The organism is Aliiroseovarius sp. F20344 (assembly GCF_023016155.1).
GTDB lineage: Bacteria > Pseudomonadota > Alphaproteobacteria > Rhodobacterales > Rhodobacteraceae > Aliiroseovarius.
Genome location: NZ_JALKBG010000008.1, coordinates 683,160 through 705,251, shown reverse-complemented (window position 1 = coordinate 705,251; position 22,092 = coordinate 683,160). Strand labels below are relative to the sequence as shown.

Here is a 22,092-nt window from a genome sequence, read left to right as displayed (position 1 = left end):
GGTTTTAAAATAGATTGACAGACCGGAGTGATTCCTGTCAACAAAACATTGAACAAGTGAACGAAAAACCAATCCGCGTGCGTCGCGTTGATTGAGATAATGGAACCGAATAAACCATGGGTACGGCCTCTAAGGCGTTGTCCTTATTGAACTACTTCACGCGATCGCAACCTCAGATTGGGCTAAGCGACATGGCCCGCCTGTCTGGGATCAATAAGGCCACTGTGCATCGCCTTATGGGCGAACTGGCCGATCATGGATTCGTTGAGCAGGTCGGCGCGGGCCGAGAATACCGTCTTGGCCCCGCCTTTCTGCGACTCGCAGCCCTACGCGAAAAAGCGGTTCCGATGCGCGAACTGGCGCTGGCCGAGCTGACAAAACTCAGCGGGTTGACCGGCGAAACCTCTCATATGTCGCTCTTGAACGGAGAGGTCCTGTCCAACCTCACCTATAGCTATGCACACAAGCACGGGACGATGGTGATGATGGAAGACGCCGAGGTTCTAGAGCTTCATTCAACCGGCTCGGGCCTGGCGGTCCTAGCCTTTTCCCCTGCCCCCTTTGTCGACGCCATTCTAAGCAAACCGCTAGTCGCGCGCACTCCGGAAACCGTCACCGATCCTGCAGCCATTCAAGCTTTGCTACCAAAAATTCGCAAACGTGGGATGGCATGGTCGATCGGCGGCTATGAACGGGATGTCTATTCCCACGCTGTGCCCATTTTCGACGCCGGGTCGCAATGCATCGGCGCGATGGCGGTGGCGGCCCCGGTCTCGCGCATAACGGACGAATTGCGCGCCACGATCCAAACCGAACTTGCCCTTGCTGCCCGCCGGACAACGCGTGTTCTGGGCGGTTTCCCTCCTGACACTTTTCCAACATTTTCCCCCGCAGAACCTCCTGCAGAAAGCGAGCTGACATGAAAGATTCCAACTTTCTGAAAGAAAAGAACGCCCGTTCGCTCTGGCACCCTATGGCGCATCCCGCCGATTGCCTGAAGAACCCGCCAACCATTGTCACAGGAGCTTCTGGTGTGAAAATCACAGATGTGGATGGCCACGAAGTTGTCGATGCTGTGGGTGGACTGTGGAACGTGAACCTTGGCTTTTCATGCCAACCCATTAAGGACGCGATTTCTGCGCAGCTGGACACCCTGCCCTACTATTCAACTTTCCGCGGCACCACCAATGACAAGGTGATCGAGCTGTCGGAGATCCTGCGGGATTTCTTTGCACCGGACGGGCTGACACGGGCGTTTTATACTTCGGGTGGATCGGACAGTGTGGAAACCGCGCTGCGTCTGGCACGCCAGTATCACAAGGTGAAAGGCGCACCGGGCCGCACCAAGTTCCTGAGCTTGAAGAAGGGGTATCACGGCACCCATATGGGCGGGGCCTCGGTGAACGGGAATGCCAATTTCCGCACGCAGTATGAGCCCCTTCTGCCCGGCTGCTATCATATCCCCGCGCCCTACACCTATCGCAATCCGTTCAATGAAACCGATCCCGAGCGCCTCGCCCAGCTTTGCCTGCAAGCGATGGAAGACGAGATTTCCTTCCAAGGCGCAGACACCATCGCCGCGATGATCATGGAACCCATTCTGGGCGCAGGCGGCGTAATCTCGCCCCATGAAAGCTTCATGCCCGGCGTGCGCGAAATCTGTTCGCGTCACGGTATCCTTCTGATCGCAGATGAGGTCATCACCGCTTTCGGCCGCACGGGTGGTTGGACGGGGAGCCGTTACTGGGGCGTTCAGCCTGATTTCATGTGCACCGCCAAGGCGATCACCAATGGATACTTCCCTTTTGGCGCCGTGATGATTGCCGACCATGTGGTTGAAACCTTTGAGAAAGACGAGACCGGCAAGGCCGCCATCGGGCACGGATACACCTACTCAGGCCACCCGGTTGGGGCAGCTGCGGCGATTGCATGTATGGAAGAAACTCTGCGTCTGAAGGTGAACGAAAACGCCGCCGCCCGCGGGGCGGAATTGTTCGCCGGGTTGCAAGAACTGGGCGCGGCGTATGACGTCATCGGCGACGTGCGCGGCGGACACGGCTTGATGTGCGCGTTGGAGCTGGTGTCGGACAAAGACACAAAAGCATCCATAGACAAAGCCAGCATCGGCACCCTGCAAGAGGTCGCTTATCAAAACGGCGCAATGGTACGCGTCTCTGGCCCGAACGTGATCATGTCTCCGCCTTTGGTACTCACATCAGAGGATGTGCAAACCATCCTGTCCGCGCTCAAGGCAGGTTTTGCCGCGATCTGATTGCACAGCCACCAAGCACAAAGGTCGCCTGAATTGGGCGGCCTTTTTCATCTGTGTTGATCGATCAAAACCGGGAACCCGTCGGGATCCACCACGACAAAGCTGGCAGGGCCATCTTCGCCACCTTGTTCTTGTGTGATCGCAACCCCTGCGGCGGCAAGCTGCGCCTTGATCGCGCGCACATCGTCAAACGGATCGACATTCGAAGCGTTCTGATCCCAGCCGGGATTGAAGGTCAGCATCGCCCCTTCAAACATCCCCTGAAACAGCCCAACCAGCGTCTCGCCGTTTTTCATGATCAGGTAATTATGCTCTTCGGTTCCCGCATATGCGGTGAAGCCCAGCGCCTCGTAAAATGCCTTGGATTTGCCAAGATCCTTAACCCCGAGACTGACAGAAAACGCGCCCAATTGCATAAGATCATCCTCCCTTTGAGATCATCTTATCACAAAGGAAGGTAGTCCGCTTTCAGACCGGCACGATCAGGCGGATCCCGTCCAAATTGTCTGACGCCTCGATCTGGCACGACAGACGCGAGGCATCGGTGACTTCACCATCCGCCATATCGAGCATCGCCTCTTCAAAGTCGCCCTTCGCGCCGGTTTTCGACAGCCAGTCGCCATCCACATGGACATGACAGGTCGCGCAGGACAGCGAGCCCCCGCATTCACCCTGAATGCCGGCGACATTGTTCGCTTGAGCGGCTTCCATCAGGTTCACGCCCGTCTGGACATCAGCCACAACCTCCTCGCCCCCAGGCAAGACCCAGGTTACTTTCATCTCGTATCTCCTTGTTTTTAAGTCGCTTAGACGAAGTTCACATAGAAATCACGCAGCCCGTCACCCTCAAGATCACGGGTCTTGATGACCTCTTTGCGTTTCATGAAAATATGGTTATCCACCAGCATCCGGCCCACGCGATCGCCCAGCACAGTGTCGGCCTCTAGGTCCTTCATGGCGGCCTTCAGGTTCACTGCCGTGCCTTCCTTGGCTTCGGTCCGATCAAAGCCGTCACCGCCTTCGATGGGGCCCAGCGGATAGTTGTTTTCAAGCCCTAGAAGGGACGCCTGCAGAACCGCCGCGACAGCCGTATATGGATTCGCAGTCGCGTCCGCCATTCGGTGTTCAAGCCGCGACTTCGCGCCGCCTTCGCCAGAAATCCGCGTGGTGACGTTTCGGTGATCCCCGCCCCAGTTGCGCCAGTACCCGGACAGAGATCCCGGCTGCAAACGCTGATACGAATTTGTCGTCGGTGCGACCAGTCCGGCCAGCCCTTTGTGGTGATGCATCAAGCCCGCGATACAGCCGCGCGCCAGATCGTTCATATGCTCCGGCCCGCCCACGGGTCCATTGTCCAGCGCGTTGCCGCCTGACCGATCCCGGAAGCTATAGTTGATATGCATGCCTGACCCACCAGCCTCGGCAATCGGTTTGGGCATAAAGGTCAGGACCAACCCGTGTTCGAGCGCCACTTCGCGGGCCATCTGGCGGAAGAGCACAATGTCATCCACATGTTTCAACACTTCATCAAAGGTCAGGGTGAACTCGAACTGAGGGCTGTCATATTCGCCCGTCATCATTTCCAGATTGAAACCCAGCTTCTCAGCCCGTTCCCAGATGTCGTCGGTGAAGCGCAGCGGATCGGTGAAGGGGCCTGTGCCGTAAACCACACCGCCCGGCGCGTCATAGGGCACAAGGCGGCCGATTTCATTTGCCATCAGTGCGAAGCATTCCAGCTCGATCCCGACCATCGGGGTCAATCCGCGCTCTTCCCATGCCGCAACCGCGCGTTTCAGTGCCTGACGGCCGCAAAGCTCCAACGGCACGCCGTCTTGGTCATACAGGTCGCCAATGACAATCTGCGTCGAGGCCTCCCACCCCTCGCGAATGTCTTCCGCCCGCCAGCGCAGCTCCATGTCCGGCAGGCCTTCCTTCATCATCGCGCCGGGCGCGTCCAGAAGGTCCTTGTCGTAATGCACACCATAGGTGGATCGGCAAAACCGCGTCTCGCTGGTGCCAATCTTTGACCCGGGCAGATACTTGCCGCGCAGAATACTCAGGTGATCGAGCCAAAGGGCCCGCAAACGGTCTTTCATCAATCCTCCCTGCCCGGTTTTCCGGGTCGTCCCCTTTTGGGGTTACTTGGCCTGCATCGTAACAGGCAATTCCTTGATCCCACCCACGAAGTTCGAGCGCAGGAACTTGTGATCCCCGGCAGGTTCCACCATTTTCACGCGTTTCGCCAGTTCTTCGAACAAAACCCGCACCTCAAGCCGAGCCAGATGCATGCCCAAACAGACATGAGGGCCACCCTGCCCGAAGGACATATGGCGGTTGGGGCTTCGGAACAGGTCAACGCGGTTGGGGTCGTCGAACACCTCTTCATCGCGGTTGGCAGAGGCCCACCAGTAAAGCACTTTGTCGCCTTCGCGGATCAGCTTCCCGTGCATCTCGTGATCGCGCGTGGCGGTGCGGCGGAAGTATAGCGCGGGCGTCGCCCAGCGGATAATCTCATCCGGCGCAGTGGCCCAGATATCGCCGCCTTCCTGCATCTGACCCAGCAATTCTTGCTGATGTGCCATCGCCTGAATACCTGCCGCAATCGAATAGCGCGTGGTGTCATTGCCCGCAGCAACAAGCAGACAGAAGAAGTTGCGGAATTCTTGTTCCGGCATGACGTTGCCGTCACGATCCGGCTTCATAATCATATGCAACACGCCATCCGTGTCGCCCTTGCGGTTCTTTTCTTCGATTAGCTTTTTGGCGTAGTCGAACAGCTCTGCCCCGGCAGGCGAGTTGAAGGGCATCATCCGGTATTCGTCCGTCTCCATCTTATCAAGCACATGGTCGGTGAAATCCGGGTCTGTGTTTGCGATCAGCGCGTCACCCTTCTCAACCAGCCACGGCAGGTCTTCGTCCGGCGTTCCAATGATCCGCCCCAACATCATCATGGGAAGCTGGCGCGCAATCACCTTCGTGGCGTCGAACCTGCCCGCCTCAAGTGCGGCATCCAGAATGGGGTGGCATAGTTCGCGGATCTGATCTTCGAACTCTGCAACAACAGGCCGCGAAAACGCTTTACCCACCATCACGCGGGTCTTCATATGCTCGGGAGGATCGGTTTCCTGAAAGGTTCGACGGGCCAGGTATTCCTCGTAGGTCTGATCCTCCATCCGAATACCACGGGCCGAGGACATGAGTTCATAGTTCCGGTTTAGTTCGGTAATATCCGCATGCCGAACCACGTTCCAGAAGCCTTCCCCGCCATCCCAATCGGTCCAGCTTAGCGGATCTTCACGCCGCAAGCGTGCGAATGTGTTGTGCGGTGCGCCATTTACGAACGTATCGTGACTGGACAGATCGGCAAATCCATCATCATTTGGGGTCCAGACTGTCATGCGCACCTCCCTGGCGTTTTTGCTATTGTGTGCAGCGCGTCTATAAATATATTATAGAACATGTTAATTATGTAAAGAGGCGAAATGATGCACATCGCAATCCTGATGACCAACACGGATGAAAGCGAATTCGCACAGCTTCATCCAAAGGACGGCGAAAAGTGGATCGAGCTTTTGTCAAAAAAGCGTCCTGACTGGAAGTACACGGTGTTTTCGGTAAAGGATGGCAAATTCCCCAAAAAACTGGACAAGTTTGATGGGTTTGTAGTCACTGGCAGCCCGGCATCCGTCCAAGATGAAGAGCCATGGATGAACGATCTGGCCGATCTTATCCAGAAACTGCACGATCAGAAACGCCCCCTGTTCGGCGCGTGCTTTGGCCATCAAGCCATCGCCAAAGCCTTGGGCGGAAAGATCGGGACCAACCCCGATGGTTGGATTTTCGGGTCGACCGAGATGGAGATCACTGAAGCTGCCCCATGGGTCGAGGTGAAACGCTTCTGGCTTTACGGCGCGCATATCGAACAAGTGACCCAAATGCCCAAAGGGGCAACAAACATCATGATGTCAGAAGGCTGCCCTATTGGTGGCTTCCGCATCGGGAATCACATCTTCACCACCCAAAACCATCCAGAAATGACACGCGGATTTATCAGCGCATTGATCGACGAACTTGAAGATAACAAGCCGGCGGAAGTTATTACCCATGCCCGCGAGTCGCTTCGTCTATTGGCGGATGGCCCAATTTTTGCATCTTGGATTGCGCGGTTCTTTGAACACGCAAATCAAGCGCAAACCTGAACCGCACTGAACGGGCTACCCAAGTGCTGCCAGCAAATCCATAACTGTCACTTGGTCGAACAGCACATGTTCAGACATTAGCGCGTGTGCGCGATCCGCGTCATGGGCCAAGATCAGCTCGGCGATCTGGCGGTGCTCTCGCGCGCTTTCAGCAATTGCCCCGGGATTGCGATAGCGCGCCCGATAATAAGCCAAAAGCTTGCGCCCATTCATCTTGATCATGTCCAGAAGGAACGGATTGCCGGACGCTTTGGCCACTTGTTTGTGAAACTCTAGGTTCAGCGCGTAATAGGCGTTTGGGTCATCATCGCCCTTCTCAAGCGCATGTTTTTCGCATGCCTCTACGACACTCAGCAGATTTTCGCCGCCTTCCGCCCCTATCCGGCGCGCGGCCAGCCCCGCCGCCTGACCTTCCAGCTGGGCGTTAACCTCTAGGATCGCAAGGAACTCTTCAAAACTGGGCTTGAACAGCACGGCCCCTTTGCGCGGGGGGCGGACGATCAAACCCATTGCTTCAAGCCGAAGCAACGCCTCGCGTAGCGGAGTACGCGACACCTCGTAACGCGCAATCAGCGCGTTTTCGTCAATCGCTTCCCCCGGCGACAAATCCCCTTTGTCGATCCCGGACAAGATTGCGTTCAATACGATTTCAGTTTGGCCAGCCATGGGATGAGTTAAGCAAATCCAGCCGTAAATTCCAGCCTTCAAAAGAAAACCGTGATGCCTTTCCTGTGCGGCAAACTATTTGCAACTGCCAAACAGCCCAGCCTACGCCACGACTGGCTATATCCTAATAGCGGGCTGGCCCTATTTTCGTTTCAGAATTCCGAGAAGATATTTGATCAAAGAATCTCTGTTCCCACGGCCCGCTTCGCACGGGGAACATCATGCCGATGGAGGAACCGATGGACGGACAACTGAAAGAAAACGACATCAGCCACGTGGTCGAGGCCGATAAAGCCCATGTTTGGCACCACCTGACCCAGCACAAGCCTTTTGAAACCGGTGATCCGCGTATCATCGTAGAAGGCAAAGGCATGCGGGTTTGGGATCAGAACGGCAAAGAATATATCGACGCCGTATCTGGTGGTGTCTGGACCGTGAATGTTGGTTATGGCCGCGAAACCATTGCAGACGCTGTGCGCGACCAGCTTGTGAAGATGAACTATTTCGCCGCCTCCGCTGGATCGATCCCCGGTGCGCTCTTCTCGGAGAAACTGATTGAGAAGATGCCAGGCATGAGCCGCGTCTACATCACGAATTCAGGATCCGAAGCCAACGAAAAAGCCTTCAAGATGATCCGCCAGATCGCCCACAAGAAATACGGCGGCAAGAAAACCAAGATCCTGTATCGCGATCGCGATTATCACGGATCGACGCTGGCAACGATGTCGGCAGGCGGTCAGGACGAGCGCAACGCGCAGTATGGCCCCTTTGCACCGGATTTCATCCGCGTGCCGCATTGCATGGAATACCGCAAGCATGAGCTTGGGCTTGAGCATCTGTCGGGTGCCGAGTTCGGTCGCGCCGCTGCGGATGCCATTGAAGAAGTCATTCTGCGTGAAGGTCCAGATACTGTTGGCGCGCTTTGTCTAGAACCCATCACCGCAGGTGGTGGCGTTATTGAAGCGCCCGAAGGGTACTGGCCGCGTGTGCAGGAAATCTGCGAGAAATACGACCTTTTGCTGCATATCGATGAGGTCGTCTGCGGCCTTGGCCGCACAGGCACTTGGTTTGGCTATCAGCACTACGGCATCAAACCTGACTTTGTGACCATGGCGAAGGGTGTGGCCTCGGGCTATGCAGCAATTGCCTGTTGCGTATCCAACGAGCGCGTATTTGACATGTTCAAGGAAGACGCATCAGATCCGCTGGGCTATTTCCGCGACATCTCGACCTTTGGTGGCTGCACCGCTGGCCCAGTGGCTGCGCTGGAAAACCTGCGCATCATCGAAGATGAGGGCCTGTTGGAGAATACCACCAAAATGGGCGAACGTATGCTGGCCAATCTGAATGCACTGGCCGAAAAGCATAGCGTGATCGGCGACGTGCGCGGCAAGGGCCTGTTCCTTGGCGCAGAACTGGTGAAAGACCGCGAGACCAAAGAGCCGGTTTCCGAAGCCGAGGTCGGCGCAGTGGTTGCGGATTGTGGCGCACAAGGCGTGATTATCGGGGCGACCAACCGGTCCCTTCCCGGTCGCAACAACACGCTGTGCTTCAGCCCGGCCCTGATCGCAACCGAACAAGACATTGATCGGATCTGCGAGGCGGTCGACAACGCTTTGACCAAAGTGTTTGGTTGAACAATCACTGATTTACCATAGTGTGCGCTATGAAGGCGGTCCTTTCATCGGGGCCGCCTTTTGTTTGAGACAGTAGAATTAAAAAGGATTTCTGCCATGTGGCCTGCACCTGTCACGCTTTCTGGCGATCACGTCACACTCGCCCCTCTGAGCTTGGAACATGCCCCTGCCTTGAAAGAGGCTAGCGCAGTAGGCGCATTGCATCGCCTTTGGTACACTACCGTGCCCACGCCTAAAAACATGGAAACCGAAATCACACGGCGTTTGGCGTTGCAAGATGCTGGCACCATGCTGCCCTTTTGCGTGATGACGCCAGATGGCACACCTGTCGGCATGACAACCTTCATGAATATCGACGCCATCAACAAACGGGTCGAGATCGGATCAACCTGGTATCGGAAATCCGTACAACGCAGCCTTCTGAACGCCGAGGCGAAAAGGCTGCTTCTTTCTTATGCCTTCGACGATCTGGGGTGCATCGCGGTCGAACTTCGAACCCACTTCATGAACCACCAGAGCCGCGCTGCGATCGAGCGTCTTGGCGCAAAACTGGATGGCGTGTTGCGCAGCCACATGGATCAGGGCAATGGCGTTTTACGTGATACAGCGGTTTATTCGATCATCGCGTCGGAATGGCCAGCGGTGCGCGCAAACCTGACGTGGCGGCTCGAAAAGCCCAGAAACTAAGGGATATCACCGCGACGTGAACCGCGGGCACTGGACAATTAATCATTTTGTTCTATATTTGTTCTCGCCAATGTGAACAAAAGGAACGCGCAATGGCTTATGCCAATAGTCTGCCCCCGACGCCGAAACAAACGGATTACGCGCGCGCCATAGCCACGAAGCTGGGCACGGCCATCCCTGCTGATGTCATTCATGACCGTGCTGCCCTTTCAGGGTGGATCGGCGAGCATCAAGCGCGCCTTAAGGTGCGGTCCCAGAAACCACGCGACAATCGCGCAACGTCCAAGCAAGTCGCCTTTGCCGAACGTATCGCACGCGCCAAGCGCCGTTCAGTCCCGGATGAGTGCTTTCGCGATGCTGGAATGATGTCTGCATGGATATCTTCAAATCGCTAAGAGGTTGAGTATATCCAGATTGCACCCAGACTAAGTCCAATATATGGTGCCCTACATGGTTGCACCTGTTGAGACATTCTTTCTGGACCCCGACGCCCAAGGCACGCTTCAGGCCCAGATCCAACAAATGATCGCCGAGGCAATCTTGTCCGGCCGCCTACCCCGCGGCGAAAAGCTGCCCTCTACGCGCAAACTGTCGGCACATCTGGGTGTCAGCCGAATTACCGTCACGCTGGCTTATACTGAACTGCAAGCCAATGATTACCTGTCCTCCAAGGGCCGGTCGGGTTTCTATGTCTCTGAAAACGCACCGGAACCGCCAAGTTTTCAGCCTCGTGCCCGAGGTGAAGACAAGGTCGATTGGCACCGCGCAATCGGCAATCACTTCACCGGGGGAAGTACGCCGCAGAAACCGCAGAACTGGCGACAGCACAAGTATCCTTTCATATACGGTCAGGCTGACCCCAAATTGTTCGATCACAACGCTTGGCGCCTATGCGCTTTGCGCGCGCTCGGTCACAAAGACCACGCCGTGATGATGGGGGACTACTACGACCAAGACGACCCGCAATTGATCGAGTTCATTGCACGTCACATTCTGCCCCGGCGCGGTATTCTGGCCCGGCCCGAAGAGATCCTGATCACGCTTGGGGCGCAAAATGCCCTTTGGATGGCCGCGCAAATCCTGCTGACACAGCGACGCACAGCCGCGATCGAGGATCCCTGCTATTATTCATTGCGCGATGTGTTGACGCAAAGCCGGTGCCATCTGGTAAACATCCCCGTTGATCGCGATGGACTGCCGCCCGAAGCGCTGCCTGACGGAACTGACGTCATCTTTTCGACGCCCAGCCATCACAGCCCGACCACCGCAACAATGCCACTTGCCCGCCGAAAGGCCCTTTTGGCCCGCGCGAAAGAGCTGGACGCGGTCATTGTCGAAGACGATTACGATTTCGAGATGTCGTTCCTGAAACCACCCTCCCCCGCGTTGAAATCCTTGGATCGGGAAGGCCGCGTGATTTATGTGGGCAGTTTCTCGAAGTCCCTATTCCCGGGGCTACGTCTTGGCTACATGGTGGGGTCTGAACCCTTTATCCGCGAAGCCCGCGCCCTTCGGTCAGCTGTGTTGCGCCACCCGCCCGGCCTGATCCAGCGCACCGTCGCCTATTTCCTTTCACTTGGACATTACGACGCCCTGATCCGCCGCATGGGCAGCGCTTATCAAGAGCGTCGCGAAGTGATGAACCAAGCCATCGAGGAAAGTGGTCTGACGATCGCAGGACGCGGGGTTTTTGGTGGGTCCGCTTTCTGGATGCGCGCACCGCAGGGTGTCGACATGGGCGAGCTTGCTGACAGCTTGCGTGAAAAGGATGTGCTGATCGAACCGGGCACTCCGTTTTTCCGCGGTCCCAATCAGCCAACCAATTTTTATCGGATCGCCTATAGCTCGATTCCAGCCTCGCGCATCCCGGATGGCATCGCGATCATTGCCGAAGAAATTGCGGGCAAAATCAAATCTGGCAACAGATAGCCAACGCAACTGGCCCTATAGGCAAAGCCCTGCGCTGCCTAAAAAGATTCAGAAAACTGACAGGATGGCCGAGGCAAATCTGCCCGCCCACCATTATTTCAAGGGAGAGCGTCAAGATGAAAATGACCACTGAAGAAGCCTTCGTAAAAGTGCTTCAGATGCATGGGATCGAACATGCCTTTGGTATTATCGGATCTGCCATGATGCCGATTTCGGACATTTTCCCGGATGCGGGCATTACCTTCTGGGACTGCGCGCATGAAGGATCGGGCGGCATGATGGCCGACGGCTACACCCGCGCAACCGGCAAGATGTCGATGATGATCGCCCAGAACGGTCCGGGCATCACCAACTTTGTCACGGCCGTAAAAACAGCCTACTGGAACCACACTCCTTTGCTGCTGGTCACACCGCAGGCGGCCAACAAGACCATCGGTCAGGGCGGTTTCCAGGAAATGGAACAGATGCGCATGTTTGCTGACTGCGTCGCTTATCAGGAAGAAGTGCGCGATCCGACCCGTGTGGCAGAAGTTCTGAACCGTGTGATCATGAACGCCAAGCGCGCCTCGGCGCCTGCTCAGCTGAACATCCCGCGCGATATGTGGACACAGGTCATCGACATCGAACTGCCGGCGATTGTTGATTTCGAGCGTCCCTCGGGTGGTGCAGAAGCGGTTGCTGAAGCCGCCAAGCTGATTTCGGAAGCCAAGAACCCTGTCATTCTGAACGGCGCCGGTGTTGTTCTGTCGAAAGGCGGCATCGAAGCTTCGAAAGCACTGGCCGAGCGTTTGGACGCGCCGGTTTGTGTTGGCTATCAGCACAACGACGCCTTCCCGGGCTCGCACCCTCTGTTTGCCGGTCCGCTGGGCTATAACGGTTCGAAAGCCGGGATGGAGCTGATCAGCGAAGCTGATGTTGTTCTCTGCCTTGGCACACGTCTGAACCCGTTCTCGACCCTGCCCGGTTATGGCATGGAATACTGGCCCGCAAATGCCAAGATCATTCAGGTCGACATCAACCCTGACCGCATCGGTCTGACCAAGACCGTTTCTGTTGGCATCATCGGTGACGCCGCCAAAGTTGCAAATGGCATCCTGTCGCAACTCAGCGACACCGCAGGTGACGCGGGTCGCGACGAACGCAAAGCCCGCATCGCGCAAAAGAAATCCGCGTGGGCCCAGCAGCTGACAGAAATGACGCACGAGGATGACGATCCGGGCACCACTTGGAACGAACGCGCCCGCGCAGACAAACCCGATTGGATGAGCCCGCGCATGGCGTGGCGCGCCATTCAGCAGGCCCTGCCGAAAGAGGCGATCATTTCGTCTGACATCGGCAACAACTGCGCCATCGGTAACGCCTACCCAGCGTTTGAAGAAGGTCGTAAATACTTGGCCCCCGGCCTGTTTGGCCCCTGTGGCTATGGCCTACCAGCTGTTGCCGGCGCCAAAATCGGCTGCCCAGACGTGCCGGTTGTTGGGTTCTCGGGCGATGGTGCTTTCGGCATCGCTGTGACCGAACTGACCGCCATTGGCCGCGAAGAATGGCCGGCGATGACGCAAGTTGTCTTCCGCAACTACCAGTGGGGTGCTGAAAAGCGCAACTCGACCCTTTGGTTCGATGACAACTTCGTCGGAACCGAGCTGGATCAGCAGGTATCCTACGCTGGCATCGCCAACGCTTGTGGTCTGAAAGGCGTTGTCGCCCGCACCATGGACGAGCTGACCGACGCGCTGAACCAAGCCATCAAGGATCAGATGGAAAATGGCGTCACCACGTTGATCGAAGCCATGATCAACCAAGAACTGGGTGAACCCTTCCGTCGTGACGCGATGAAGAAACCGGTCCGCGTGGCTGGCATCAGCAAAGACGATATGCGCCCGCAAAACGTCTAAACCTTTAGCTCCGGGCGCAGTATGATCTTGCGCCCGGACATCCTGACGCTGGCTTGGGCCCTGCGCCCCCGCGACACACATCCCTTTTCGTGAGGCGTCGATGAAACCGCTTGAAACTCTTCTTAAAAACGCAGCCCGCACCAACCTACGGATTGTTCTGTCCGAGGGAAGCGATCCGCGCGCGGTCTTAGCTGGGTATCAAGCCGCATCACAGGGCATTGCCCGCATCGGGCTGGTCGGCTCGACCAAGGACATTCAGGCCGAGTTTGCTGCGCAGGGGCTGGAAGTACTGGATGGAATCGAGATCCACGATCCCACCACATCGCCCCTAAAAGATGAACTTGCCGATCTCTACCATGAGCTAAGGAAACATAAGGGCGTTTCGAAAGATGCCGCGCGAGAGGCCGCCTTGCTTCCCCATGTGTTTGCAGCACTTTTGGTAAAATCAGGTCATGCAGATGGCACCGTCGGCGGGGCTGTTGCGACCACAGCCGACATTGTACGCGCAGCCATCCAGATCATCGGCACGAAGCCGGATACCAAGCTGGTCTCTTCTTTCTTTTTGATGCTGTTTTGCAAGGAACATCACGATCGCAAAGGCGCAATGATCTTTGCCGATAGCGGTCTGGTCGTGGACCCATCTGCAGATGAAATGGCCCAGATCGCACTAAGCTCGGCACATTCTTTTGAACGGTTGATTGGGGAGCCGCCCCGCGTCGCCATGTTGTCCTTTTCGACCCGTGGCAGTGCTAAACATGACGCGGTGTCGAAGGTCGTGGCTGCTACCAATACGGCGCGTGAACGCGCGCCAGATCTGCTGATTGACGGAGAGCTTCAATTCGATGCGGCGTTCGTTCCAGATGTGGCAGCGCGCAAGGCCGAAGACAGTCCGCTGCAAGGCAATGCAAATGTGTTCATTTTCCCAAATCTGGAAAGCGGCAACATCGCGTACAAGATCGCCCAGCGCATGGCCGGAGCCGAGGCGATCGGACCGATCCTTCAGGGTTTGGCCAAACCGGCCAACGATCTGTCGCGCGGATGCTCGGCCGAAGATATTCTGCACATGATCGCAGTCACGGCGGCGCAGGCAAGCGACGTCAGTTAAATGCGGGCTGCCTTCGCCGACCTGCTATGGACAGCACGGTTGTGGCCACAATTTCATCCACTGTTGCGCCTCTGCTCAAGTCACAAATCGGGCAGCGAAAGCCTTGTAGGATTGGGCCATAAGCTTTTGCACCAGCCAATTGCACCATAAGCTTATAGGCAATGTTTCCCGCATCCAAATTGGGAAAGATTAGCACATTGGCACAATGTAAAAGGGATGCTTCTTTCTGCTGTGCGATCATCATGTCCAGCGCAGCGTCAGCTTGAACGGGACCAGAAAACCCAGTCAGTTGTGCTGCTTCGCGCACGATCTCGACCGTTTCCCCCGCGCCGGAATGACCTGTCGAAAACGACAGAAGGGCAACATGCGCCTGCCCCCAAAACCTTGTTGCTGTTTGAGCGCTGGCACTTGCGATATCTGCAAGCTCCTGCGCGGTTGGGTCCACGTTCACAGCGCAATCCGCGAAAATAAATTCTTGCCCGTCCGGCAAAACCATCAGGAAATAGCTGGAGGGCGTCGCGACCCCATCTTCCAGACCAATCACGATCGACGCGGCCTCGATCACCCGTTTTGTAGGGGCGATTGCACCTGCCACCATAACGTCGGCTTCCCCTGTGGCAACCATCGCGGCTGCGCGCATCAAAGGGCGTTGCAACAGCCGCTTGGCGATCCCGGCGCGCATGCCTCGTTTTTCTGTCAGAAACTCAACATGCTTAGGGGTACCGTCCGCCAAAGGCACAGGGTCTGCCAATCCCTCGGCGCGCAGGCGTTCTGCGGCTTCGACAATTCTGAGATCTTCAACCTCTGGCAATACGACGCGGAGTTTGGTCTGCGCGGCGATCTCGAATGCACGATCCAGCGTAGCCGTCATCAGTCTGTCCCATCATGCGGTTTGCTTGCGGATCGTCCTATAGCCGGTCGTGAGTGCAAAGATCAACGCCGCAGCAACAATGATTGATGGCCCGGCTGGTGTGTCGAGCTTCAACGACGCCCAAAGCCCCGCACCGCTGGCGATCCAGCTGGCAATCACCGCAACGCCCACCATCTGGACCGGAGAGTTCGATACGCCACGTGCTGCTGCGGCTGGGATGATCAGCATCGCGGATACCAGCAACGCTCCAACCACTTTCAACGACACCGCAACAACAACTGCAATTGCGACTGTGATAACAAGGCTTTCCCGCGCGGGGTTTACACCAGATGCCGCCGCCAGATCAGGGCTGACCGTGGCCAGCAGAAGCTTTGACCAGCGCCAAGCAATCACCGCAGCCACGGCCAGTGCGCCGCCCCAGACCAGAACAAGATCAGATCGCGTGACGGTCAGAATGTCTCCGAACAGATAGGCCGACAAATCAACGCGCACGCCCGGCGCAAATGAGATCGCCACAAGCCCTGCGGACAACGCCCCGAAGGACAGCACGCCAAGCCCGCTGTCTGGCGATTGTCCTTTCGACATCATCCAACTGATGGCCCCCGCCATTGCCAATGCCACAATCAATGTTCCAAGGCTGATCGGCAGGGAGAAAATCAAGGCAAAGGCCACACCCAGAATGGCCGCATGCGCTGTCGCGTCGCCGAAATAGGCCATGCGCCGCCAAACGACAAACGCCCCCAGCGGTCCGGTGGCAATCGACAAGCCAAAGGCTGCCAGCGCAGCCCTCACAAGAAAATCATCCAGCATGCTTTCCCTCATCATGATCATGTGAATGGTCGTGCCCGCAATCATGGTCGTGATCATGCGCATGCTGGTACAGCGCCAAGGCGCCTTGCGTGCCATGCCCAAACAAGGCGCGATATTCTGGCGCGTTTTGAACCACGTGGGGTTTGCCTTCGCAACAGATATGCCCGTTCAAGCAGATCACCCGGTCCGAGGCGCTCATCACCACGTGAAGGTCATGTGAAACCATCAGCACCGCCACACCAGATTCGCGGCGCACATCCTCGAGCAAGCGATAGAATCCGGCCTCGCCCATTTGATCCAAGCCTTGGGTCGGCTCGTCCAGGATCAACAGATCGGGCACCGTCAGCAAAGCTCGCACGAGAAGCACGCGCTGCAACTGCCCGCCGGACAATTCGGCAACTTGCTTGGCTTCAATTCCCGGCACTCCGACACGTTTCAGCATGGTGTCGATCTGCGCGGGAGTATGCGGCTTGGGCAGGTTGAGAAATGATCGAACAGGCAGCGGTAATGTCGGGTCCAACGCGAGCTTCTGAGGCACATAGCCGATCACCAATCCCGATTTCTTTTGGATCGCCCCAGTCGAAGGTGTCAGTCCCAAAAGTGCGCGTAGAAGCGATGTCTTGCCGGATCCATTGGGGCCGACAATTGTCACGATCTCACCCCGATCAATCGAGATGTTCACCTGATCTAAGACAAGCTGTGCACCGTGCCTGACAGACAGGCCCTCGGCTTTTATCAAACTCATGCGGGCGCCTCGGTCTGGCACGATGGGCACAGGCCCAACGCCTCGACATTTGCGCGTTCAACAACGAAGCCAAGTGCGGCCCCGGCTTTATCGATTTGCGCACGCAACGTATCGGCAGGAGTTTCGGCAACCGCTTTACAGCTTTTGCAAATGAAAAAGGCCGGCGCGTGGTCGCATTCCAGCGTTGTGCAGGCCGCAAAAGCATTCAGGCGTCGAATGCGATGGGCCAAGCCTTGATCCACTAGAAACTCCAAAGCCCTGTAAGCTACCGGAGGTTGGCTTCCAAACCCATCTGCGGCCAGACGCTCCAGTACATCATAAGCCCCCAAGGCACGATGTTCTTCCAACAGAATTTCAAGCGCACGGCGGCGCACAGGCGTCAGTCGCGCGCCAGCCTCGCGGCAGATTTCCTCGGCCCTTAAAAGGGCATCACGGGAACACGTGCCGTGATCGTGTTTTTGAAAGGCGCATGCGGGATCGGACATGGGTTGACACCTGCGTTATGTAATAATATCACTCTTCCAAAATGGTATAACATAACAAGATCAGGAACAAGCCCCGATGACATTGCTCCGCACCGCAACGGCCCTTTGCCTTTGTCCGACAGTAGTTTTAGCCGATCCGCCGAAAGTGGTGGCAGATTTTGCCCCCATCCACTCACTTGCCGCGCAGGTGATGAACGGTGTTGATGAGCCCGATCTGCTGCTTCCACAAGGGGCGGACCCTCATGGATTCCAAATGCGCCCATCTCAGATGCGCGCCCTTACGGATGCGGATCTGCTGCTATGGGTTGGCCCATCAATGAGTCCTTGGCTTGAGCGCGCTATTGAAAGCGCTGCACCAGATCACAGCATGGCGCTTCTGTCCCTGCCAGAAACGGTAAAGCGTGAAGGCGGGCATGATCACGACCACGGCGATGATCACGATGATCACGATGATCATTCAAAAGATGCGCATGATGATCATGACCATGAACAGCATGACGAGCACGCGGACCATGTCCACGAGAAACATGATGAACATGCCGATCACGATCACGACGCGCATGATGAGCATGATGAGCATGATGAGCATAAGCACGACGAACACGCCGAGCATGCAGAAGGCGTAGATCCACACGCCTGGTTGTCCCCGAAAAACGCTCAGATCTGGCTTGAAGCGATTGCGGAAGAGCTGTCAGAGATCGACCCGGGCAATGCCAAGATTTACCACGACAACGCGCATGAAGCGCAGGAAAAAATCGCCGCACTGGATGAACGCATTCAGGCCCGTTTGGCCCCTGTTAAGGGAAAAGGGTTTGTGCTGTTTCATGACGCATTTGGCTATTTCTCGGATTACTATGAGCTGAACAACCTTGCATCCATCCGTGAAACGGATGCAGCTCCGCCCTCAGCTGCGCAACTGGCCGAGATTTCCGAGAAAATCGAGCATGGTGAAGTCGCCTGTATCTTCTCGGAGCCAGCACAAGGTGAATCCCAAGTGCTTGAACTGGCAAAGAGCGCCGGAACCGGCACCGCGGTTCTGGATCCCTCAGGGGCGTCACAAGAAATTGGTCCGATGCTTTATGAAAACCTGCTCTGGACTGCGGCAGATACAATTGCCACCTGCTTGGAAGGCAAGTAATCAGAAACGGGCGCCCAAGCGGCGCCCGTTTTCGTTTCAGTGTTGTGTTAATCGGGGTCACCCCACCCCCCGCCACCCGGCGTACACATCTCAAACAGATCGCCCGGATCAAGTACTACTTCGCCATTACCAGGCATAGGAATGCGGGTGCCGTCAGCCTTCTCTGCGGTGTTCACGCCCACCTGACCCTGCGCGCCACCATCCCCACCAAAGGGCGGCACCACACGGTGCGAGCTAAGCGTCGTGACCGTCACAGGCTCTAAGAACCGAATTCTGCGAATGACCCCATCGCCGCCACGCCACTGCCCCGCCCCGCCCGAGCCCTTGCGCAAGGTGAAGGCCTCAAGCCGTACGGGAAAGCGTTTCTCTAAGATCTCGGGATCGGTCATGCGGGTGTTGGTCATGTGGCTTTGCACCCCATCACAGCCATCAAAATCCGGCCCTGCTCCGGTGCCCCCCGCGATGGTTTCGTAGTTCTGGAAGTCCTCGTTGCCCCAGATGAAGTTGTTCATCGTGCCTTGCGACCCGGCAATCACGTCCAGTGCGCCATAGAGCGCGTTGCATGCGGCCTGACTGACCTCGGTATTGCCCGAAATCACCGCCGCCGGGTAACGCGGGTTCAGCATCGTGCCTTCTGGGACAATAATGTTCAGCGGCGCCAAACAGCCTTCGTTCAGCGGGATGTCGGCCCCGACCAAGGTCCGGAAGACATAGAGCACCACCGCACGGCTGATCGACAAAGGAGCGTTATAGTTGCCCGCCTGCTGATCCGAGGTTCCGGTGAAGTCGACCGTGGCCGAGCGTGTGGCTTTGTCGACGCTGACGGTGACGCGGATTTCGGACCCGCCATCCATCGGATAGACAAACGCCCCGTCGCGCAGTCGATCAATGACACGGCGCACGCTTTCTTCGGCATTGGCCTGCACATGGCCCATGTAAGCCTGCACGACGTCCAGACCGTAGTGATCAACCACACCCAACAGCGCCTGACGCCCTGTCTCGTTAGCCGCCACCTGCGCCTTCAGATCCGCCATGTTCTGATCAATGTTGCGGCACGGATATTTGCCCGAGGCCAAAAGCACACGCATGTCGCCTTCCAGAAGCTGCCCTTCGGCCACCAGTCGAGTGTTTTCGATCAGCACGCCTTCGTGCTCGATATGCGTACTGTCGGGCGGGCCAGAGCCCGGCGTACGCCCGCCAATGTCTGCGTGGTGCCCGCGTGATCCCAACCAGAAGGCAATGCGGTCGCTTACGAACACCGGTGTTACGACGGTCACATCCGGCAGGTGCGTGCCGCCGTTAAAGGGGCTGTTTAGGACAAACGCGTCGCCCGGCTTCACCTGCCCTGCGTTATCACGCATCACCGTTCGGATGCTGTCGGACATGGATCCCAGGTGCACCGGCACATGCGGCGCATTCGCGACCAGATCGCCCGATGCATCAAAGATCGCACAGGAAAAATCGAGCCGTTCCTTGATGTTCACCGACCACGAGGTATTGGCCAGCGTCGCCCCCATTTGATCGGCCACGGACATGAAGAGGTTGTTGAAAACCTCCAACAAAACCGGGTCCACATCTGTGCCTGCCGCGTGGGCGCGGGCCAAGGCCTCGACCCGTTCAAGGATCAGGTTGCCATGCGCGTCCTGCCGTGCCTGCCAGCCCGGTTCAATCATATTGGTGCCAGTAGGTTCGCGGATGATTGCGGGGCCGGAAAGGCGCGACTCGGCCGACAGGTTGGCCCGATCATAGAGCGGCACATCCTGCCAGCCCGCTTCGGTGCACAGCTGCACGGTATCGACTGGTTGATCATCCCCGCCGGTCGCATGACCGCGCGGTGCTTCGCCTGATGTTCCAATGGCTTCAACGGCCAGAACCTCGAACAGGATCGCACGTTCTGGGGAATGGAAGCCAAAGCGCGTCTCGTGTGCGGCTTCGAAATCCGCACGCATCTGGGCGGCATCACCAAACGGCACTTCAAGCGCTTGGTGCGAGCCGTCATAGCGCAGATGGGCAATGCGCTCGATCTGAATGTCGGTGACGCCCTGTTTGGCGACCTCGCCTTCTGCATCGGACGCCAGAGCCTGCAACCGCGATGTGGCATCTTCCACCGCATCGAGTGGCGCATCAAACTGTTCCTGACGCAGCGCGCGGATCTCGGCCAGCCCCATGCCGTAGGCAGACAATACGCCAGCAAACGGATGCAAGAACACGGTCTTCATGCCCAACGCATCGGCAACCAGACAGGCATGCTGCCCCCCTGCGCCGCCAAAGCACTGCAGAACATATCGGGTTACATCATGCCCACGCTCGACCGAGATTTTCTTGATTGCATTCGCCATGTTATCAACGGCAATACGCAGGAAGCCACGCGCCACGTCCTCGGGCGGCTGAGCGGGTTGGCCGGTCTCTTCCGCGATCTGTTGCGCGAGGCTCTCGAATTTCTGGCGCACCACATCCGCATCAAGCGGCTGATCCCCATTGGGACCAAAGACATGTGGGAAATGGGCGGGTTGCAACTTGCCCAGCATCACGTTGCAATCTGTGACCGTCAGCGGCCCTCCGCGTCGGTACGCGGCCGGACCGGGATTGGCGCCTGCACTTTCGGGGCCAACTTGGAACCGCCCGTCGCGGAACTGACAGATTGATCCTCCACCTGCTGCAACCGTATGAATATCCATCATCGGCGCACGCATTCGAACGCCCGCGACTTCGGTTTCAAAGCTGCGTTCATAGCTGCCTGCATAGTGGCTGACATCGGTCGAGGTGCCGCCCATGTCGAACCCGATCAGGTGATCGAAGCCCGCCACCTCTCCGGTTTTGACCATGCCGACAATGCCGCCCGCTGGGCCGGACAGGATCGCGTCTTTACCTTGAAACATTGCCGCATCGGTCAGACCGCCATTCGATTGCATAAACAAAAGCCGATCACAGGCCGTACCAATGTCCAGTGCACCCGCGACTTGTTCCACATAGCGGCGCAAGATGGGCGACAGGTAAGCGTCGACCACCGTGGTATCGCCCCGACTGACCAACTTGGACAAGCGCGAGACCGCGTGGCTTTCTGACACCTGCGTATAACCAATGTCTCGCGCGATCTGGGCCGCCTGCGCTTCATGCGCGGGGTTCAGATATCCATGCAGGAAGGCGATAGCGACACCGCGAATGCCCGCATCGAAATGACGCTGCAACAGCGCGCGCAGGGCCTCTTCATCTATGGCATGCAGGACGTTCCCGTCTGCACTCAAACGTTCATCCACTTCCTCAACCGCCGCATAGAGCAAATCCGGGCGTTTGATATGCAGATCGAACAAGCGCGGACGGGTCTGATAGCCGATGCGCAGCAGATCCTTGAAGCCTTTGGTGATCAACAGAAGCGTGTCATCGCCTTTGCGCTCAAGCAGCGCATTGGTGGCCACCGTCGTGCCCATCTTGACCGAGGCAATCGCCCCATCCGGGTTCGCCTGTTCCGCTTCCAGCCCCAAAAGCTCGCGAATACCCTGCACCGCCGCGTCACGATAGCGTTCAGGGTTCTCGCTGAGGAGTTTATGGCTTTGCAACCCGCCTTCTGGATCACGCGCCACGATGTCGGTGAACGTGCCGCCACGATCCACCCAGAACTCCCACTTACTGTCCGACATGCGCACCTCCCTGAT

20 protein-coding genes are annotated in these 22,092 nt (G+C 57.3%); 10 read left to right on the top strand and 10 right to left on the bottom strand.

What is annotated here, in order from left to right; genetic code table 11:
• Positions 1 to 116: 116 nt before the first annotated feature.
• Both MWU55_RS12390 and MWU55_RS12385 read left to right on the top strand, forming a co-directional pair.
• The gene (locus tag MWU55_RS12390) at positions 117 to 923 is read left to right on the top strand and encodes an IclR family transcriptional regulator (RefSeq protein ID WP_246936481.1); all 807 of its coding nucleotides are present in this window, start codon (positions 117 to 119) and stop codon (positions 921 to 923) included.
• On the top strand, positions 920 to 2,272 hold the full coding sequence (locus MWU55_RS12385; protein WP_246936480.1) for an aspartate aminotransferase family protein: 1,353 nt from the start codon (positions 920 to 922) through the stop codon (positions 2,270 to 2,272). The genes MWU55_RS12390 and MWU55_RS12385 overlap by 4 nt, the downstream gene beginning before the upstream one ends.
• A gap of 47 nt (positions 2,273 to 2,319) precedes the next feature.
• On the opposite strand, the gene MWU55_RS12380 is transcribed toward MWU55_RS12385, so the two are convergent.
• From MWU55_RS12380 to MWU55_RS12365, 4 genes are read right to left on the bottom strand one after another with little or no spacing between them, the layout of a single operon-like run.
• On the bottom strand, positions 2,320 to 2,688 hold the full coding sequence (locus MWU55_RS12380) for a VOC family protein (RefSeq protein WP_246936479.1): 369 nt from the start codon (positions 2,686 to 2,688) through the stop codon (positions 2,320 to 2,322).
• A gap of 52 nt (positions 2,689 to 2,740) precedes the next feature.
• Entirely contained in the window at positions 2,741 to 3,052 is a 312-nt protein-coding gene (locus MWU55_RS12375) for a 2Fe-2S iron-sulfur cluster-binding protein (RefSeq protein ID WP_246936478.1), read from the bottom strand.
• A 26-nt stretch (positions 3,053 to 3,078) separates the two neighbouring features.
• On the bottom strand, positions 3,079 to 4,368 hold the full coding sequence (locus MWU55_RS12370; RefSeq protein WP_246936477.1) for a glutamine synthetase family protein: 1,290 nt from the start codon (positions 4,366 to 4,368) through the stop codon (positions 3,079 to 3,081).
• 42 nt (positions 4,369 to 4,410) lie between these two features.
• Positions 4,411 to 5,670, bottom strand: a complete 1,260-nt coding sequence (locus tag MWU55_RS12365; protein ID WP_246936476.1) for a cytochrome P450 — start codon at positions 5,668 to 5,670, stop codon at positions 4,411 to 4,413.
• An 84-nt stretch (positions 5,671 to 5,754) separates the two neighbouring features.
• On the opposite strand from MWU55_RS12365, the gene MWU55_RS12360 reads away from it, so the two are divergent.
• The gene (locus tag MWU55_RS12360; protein WP_246936475.1) at positions 5,755 to 6,471 is read left to right on the top strand and encodes a type 1 glutamine amidotransferase; all 717 of its coding nucleotides are present in this window, start codon (positions 5,755 to 5,757) and stop codon (positions 6,469 to 6,471) included.
• 15 nt (positions 6,472 to 6,486) lie between these two features.
• Here MWU55_RS12360 and MWU55_RS12355 read toward each other — a convergent pair whose 3' ends face one another.
• Positions 6,487 to 7,137: a GntR family transcriptional regulator gene (locus tag MWU55_RS12355; RefSeq protein WP_246936474.1), complete on the bottom strand. Its 651-nt coding sequence runs from the start codon at positions 7,135 to 7,137 to the stop codon at positions 6,487 to 6,489.
• 239 nt (positions 7,138 to 7,376) lie between these two features.
• Here MWU55_RS12355 and MWU55_RS12350 point away from each other — a divergent pair, with 239 nt between their 5' ends.
• From MWU55_RS12350 to pta, 6 genes are all read left to right on the top strand, one after another.
• A complete protein-coding gene (locus MWU55_RS12350; RefSeq protein ID WP_246937896.1) occupies positions 7,377 to 8,774 on the top strand; it encodes an aminotransferase class III-fold pyridoxal phosphate-dependent enzyme in 1,398 nt (465 codons plus the stop codon).
• Between the two features lie 96 nt (positions 8,775 to 8,870).
• On the top strand, positions 8,871 to 9,461 hold the full coding sequence (locus MWU55_RS12345) for a GNAT family protein (protein ID WP_246936473.1): 591 nt from the start codon (positions 8,871 to 8,873) through the stop codon (positions 9,459 to 9,461).
• A gap of 92 nt (positions 9,462 to 9,553) precedes the next feature.
• Complete coding sequence (locus tag MWU55_RS12340; protein ID WP_246936472.1) at positions 9,554 to 9,856, top strand: hypothetical protein; 303 nt, start codon at positions 9,554 to 9,556, stop codon at positions 9,854 to 9,856.
• A gap of 55 nt (positions 9,857 to 9,911) precedes the next feature.
• Positions 9,912 to 11,390 (top strand): PLP-dependent aminotransferase family protein, encoded by a 1,479-nt coding sequence (locus MWU55_RS12335; protein ID WP_246936471.1) that lies wholly within the window; start codon positions 9,912 to 9,914, stop codon positions 11,388 to 11,390.
• A 116-nt stretch (positions 11,391 to 11,506) separates the two neighbouring features.
• Positions 11,507 to 13,285 carry a sulfoacetaldehyde acetyltransferase gene (gene xsc, locus MWU55_RS12330; RefSeq protein WP_246936470.1) on the top strand — a complete coding sequence of 593 codons (1,779 nt, stop codon included), beginning with the start codon at positions 11,507 to 11,509 and terminating at the stop codon, positions 13,283 to 13,285.
• Positions 13,286 to 13,385: 100 nt separating this feature from the next.
• On the top strand, positions 13,386 to 14,390 hold the full coding sequence (gene pta / locus MWU55_RS12325; protein ID WP_246936469.1) for a phosphate acetyltransferase: 1,005 nt from the start codon (positions 13,386 to 13,388) through the stop codon (positions 14,388 to 14,390).
• On the opposite strand, the gene MWU55_RS12320 is transcribed toward pta, so the two are convergent.
• From MWU55_RS12320 to MWU55_RS12305, 4 genes are read right to left on the bottom strand one after another with little or no spacing between them, the layout of a single operon-like run.
• Positions 14,383 to 15,261 carry a phosphate acyltransferase gene (locus MWU55_RS12320; RefSeq protein WP_246936468.1) on the bottom strand — a complete coding sequence of 293 codons (879 nt, stop codon included), beginning with the start codon at positions 15,259 to 15,261 and terminating at the stop codon, positions 14,383 to 14,385. The genes pta and MWU55_RS12320 overlap by 8 nt on opposite strands.
• A gap of 12 nt (positions 15,262 to 15,273) precedes the next feature.
• Positions 15,274 to 16,071 (bottom strand): metal ABC transporter permease, encoded by a 798-nt coding sequence (locus MWU55_RS12315; RefSeq protein WP_246937894.1) that lies wholly within the window; start codon positions 16,069 to 16,071, stop codon positions 15,274 to 15,276.
• Positions 16,061 to 16,816, bottom strand: coding sequence for a metal ABC transporter ATP-binding protein (locus MWU55_RS12310; protein ID WP_246936467.1), 756 nt, complete (start codon positions 16,814 to 16,816; stop codon positions 16,061 to 16,063). Before MWU55_RS12310 ends, MWU55_RS12315 begins: the two co-directional genes overlap by 11 nt.
• Positions 16,813 to 17,301, bottom strand: a complete 489-nt coding sequence (locus MWU55_RS12305) for a Fur family transcriptional regulator (RefSeq protein WP_246936466.1) — start codon at positions 17,299 to 17,301, stop codon at positions 16,813 to 16,815. Before MWU55_RS12305 ends, MWU55_RS12310 begins: the two co-directional genes overlap by 4 nt.
• A 76-nt stretch (positions 17,302 to 17,377) precedes the next feature.
• Between MWU55_RS12305 and MWU55_RS12300 the strand changes: the two genes are divergently transcribed.
• Positions 17,378 to 18,439 carry a zinc ABC transporter substrate-binding protein gene (locus MWU55_RS12300; RefSeq protein ID WP_246936465.1) on the top strand — a complete coding sequence of 354 codons (1,062 nt, stop codon included), beginning with the start codon at positions 17,378 to 17,380 and terminating at the stop codon, positions 18,437 to 18,439.
• A 47-nt stretch (positions 18,440 to 18,486) separates the two neighbouring features.
• Here the strand turns inward: MWU55_RS12300 and MWU55_RS12295 are convergent, their stop codons facing one another.
• Complete coding sequence (locus MWU55_RS12295) at positions 18,487 to 22,077, bottom strand: hydantoinase B/oxoprolinase family protein (RefSeq protein WP_246936464.1); 3,591 nt, start codon at positions 22,075 to 22,077, stop codon at positions 18,487 to 18,489.
• Positions 22,078 to 22,092 lie beyond the last annotated feature (15 nt).

Bases quoted from the DNA above. Each gene is read 5' to 3' on its own strand.
- MWU55_RS12380 (WP_246936479.1), bottom strand. From the start codon at position 2,688: ATGCAATTGGGCGCGTTTTCTGTCAGTCTCGGGGTTAAGGATCTTGGC.
- MWU55_RS12350 (WP_246937896.1), top strand. From the start codon at position 7,377: ATGGACGGACAACTGAAAGAAAACGACATCAGCCACGTGGTCGAGGCC.
- xsc (WP_246936470.1), top strand. From the start codon at position 11,507: ATGAAAATGACCACTGAAGAAGCCTTCGTAAAAGTGCTTCAGATGCAT.
- MWU55_RS12345 (WP_246936473.1), top strand. From the start codon at position 8,871: ATGTGGCCTGCACCTGTCACGCTTTCTGGCGATCACGTCACACTCGCC.
- MWU55_RS12300 (WP_246936465.1), top strand. From the start codon at position 17,378: ATGACATTGCTCCGCACCGCAACGGCCCTTTGCCTTTGTCCGACAGTA.
- MWU55_RS12360 (WP_246936475.1), top strand. From the start codon at position 5,755: ATGATGCACATCGCAATCCTGATGACCAACACGGATGAAAGCGAATTC.
- MWU55_RS12310 (WP_246936467.1), bottom strand. From the start codon at position 16,816: ATGAGTTTGATAAAAGCCGAGGGCCTGTCTGTCAGGCACGGTGCACAG.
- MWU55_RS12365 (WP_246936476.1), bottom strand. From the start codon at position 5,670: ATGACAGTCTGGACCCCAAATGATGATGGATTTGCCGATCTGTCCAGT.
- MWU55_RS12315 (WP_246937894.1), bottom strand. From the start codon at position 16,071: ATGCTGGATGATTTTCTTGTGAGGGCTGCGCTGGCAGCCTTTGGCTTG.
- MWU55_RS12370 (WP_246936477.1), bottom strand. From the start codon at position 4,368: ATGAAAGACCGTTTGCGGGCCCTTTGGCTCGATCACCTGAGTATTCTG.
- MWU55_RS12335 (WP_246936471.1), top strand. From the start codon at position 9,912: ATGGTTGCACCTGTTGAGACATTCTTTCTGGACCCCGACGCCCAAGGC.
- MWU55_RS12295 (WP_246936464.1), bottom strand. From the start codon at position 22,077: ATGTCGGACAGTAAGTGGGAGTTCTGGGTGGATCGTGGCGGCACGTTC.
- MWU55_RS12355 (WP_246936474.1), bottom strand. From the start codon at position 7,137: ATGGCTGGCCAAACTGAAATCGTATTGAACGCAATCTTGTCCGGGATC.
- MWU55_RS12390 (WP_246936481.1), top strand. From the start codon at position 117: ATGGGTACGGCCTCTAAGGCGTTGTCCTTATTGAACTACTTCACGCGA.
- MWU55_RS12375 (WP_246936478.1), bottom strand. From the start codon at position 3,052: ATGAAAGTAACCTGGGTCTTGCCTGGGGGCGAGGAGGTTGTGGCTGAT.
- MWU55_RS12320 (WP_246936468.1), bottom strand. From the start codon at position 15,261: ATGACGGCTACGCTGGATCGTGCATTCGAGATCGCCGCGCAGACCAAA.
- MWU55_RS12305 (WP_246936466.1), bottom strand. From the start codon at position 17,301: ATGTCCGATCCCGCATGCGCCTTTCAAAAACACGATCACGGCACGTGT.
- pta (WP_246936469.1), top strand. From the start codon at position 13,386: ATGAAACCGCTTGAAACTCTTCTTAAAAACGCAGCCCGCACCAACCTA.
- MWU55_RS12340 (WP_246936472.1), top strand. From the start codon at position 9,554: ATGGCTTATGCCAATAGTCTGCCCCCGACGCCGAAACAAACGGATTAC.
- MWU55_RS12385 (WP_246936480.1), top strand. From the start codon at position 920: ATGAAAGATTCCAACTTTCTGAAAGAAAAGAACGCCCGTTCGCTCTGG.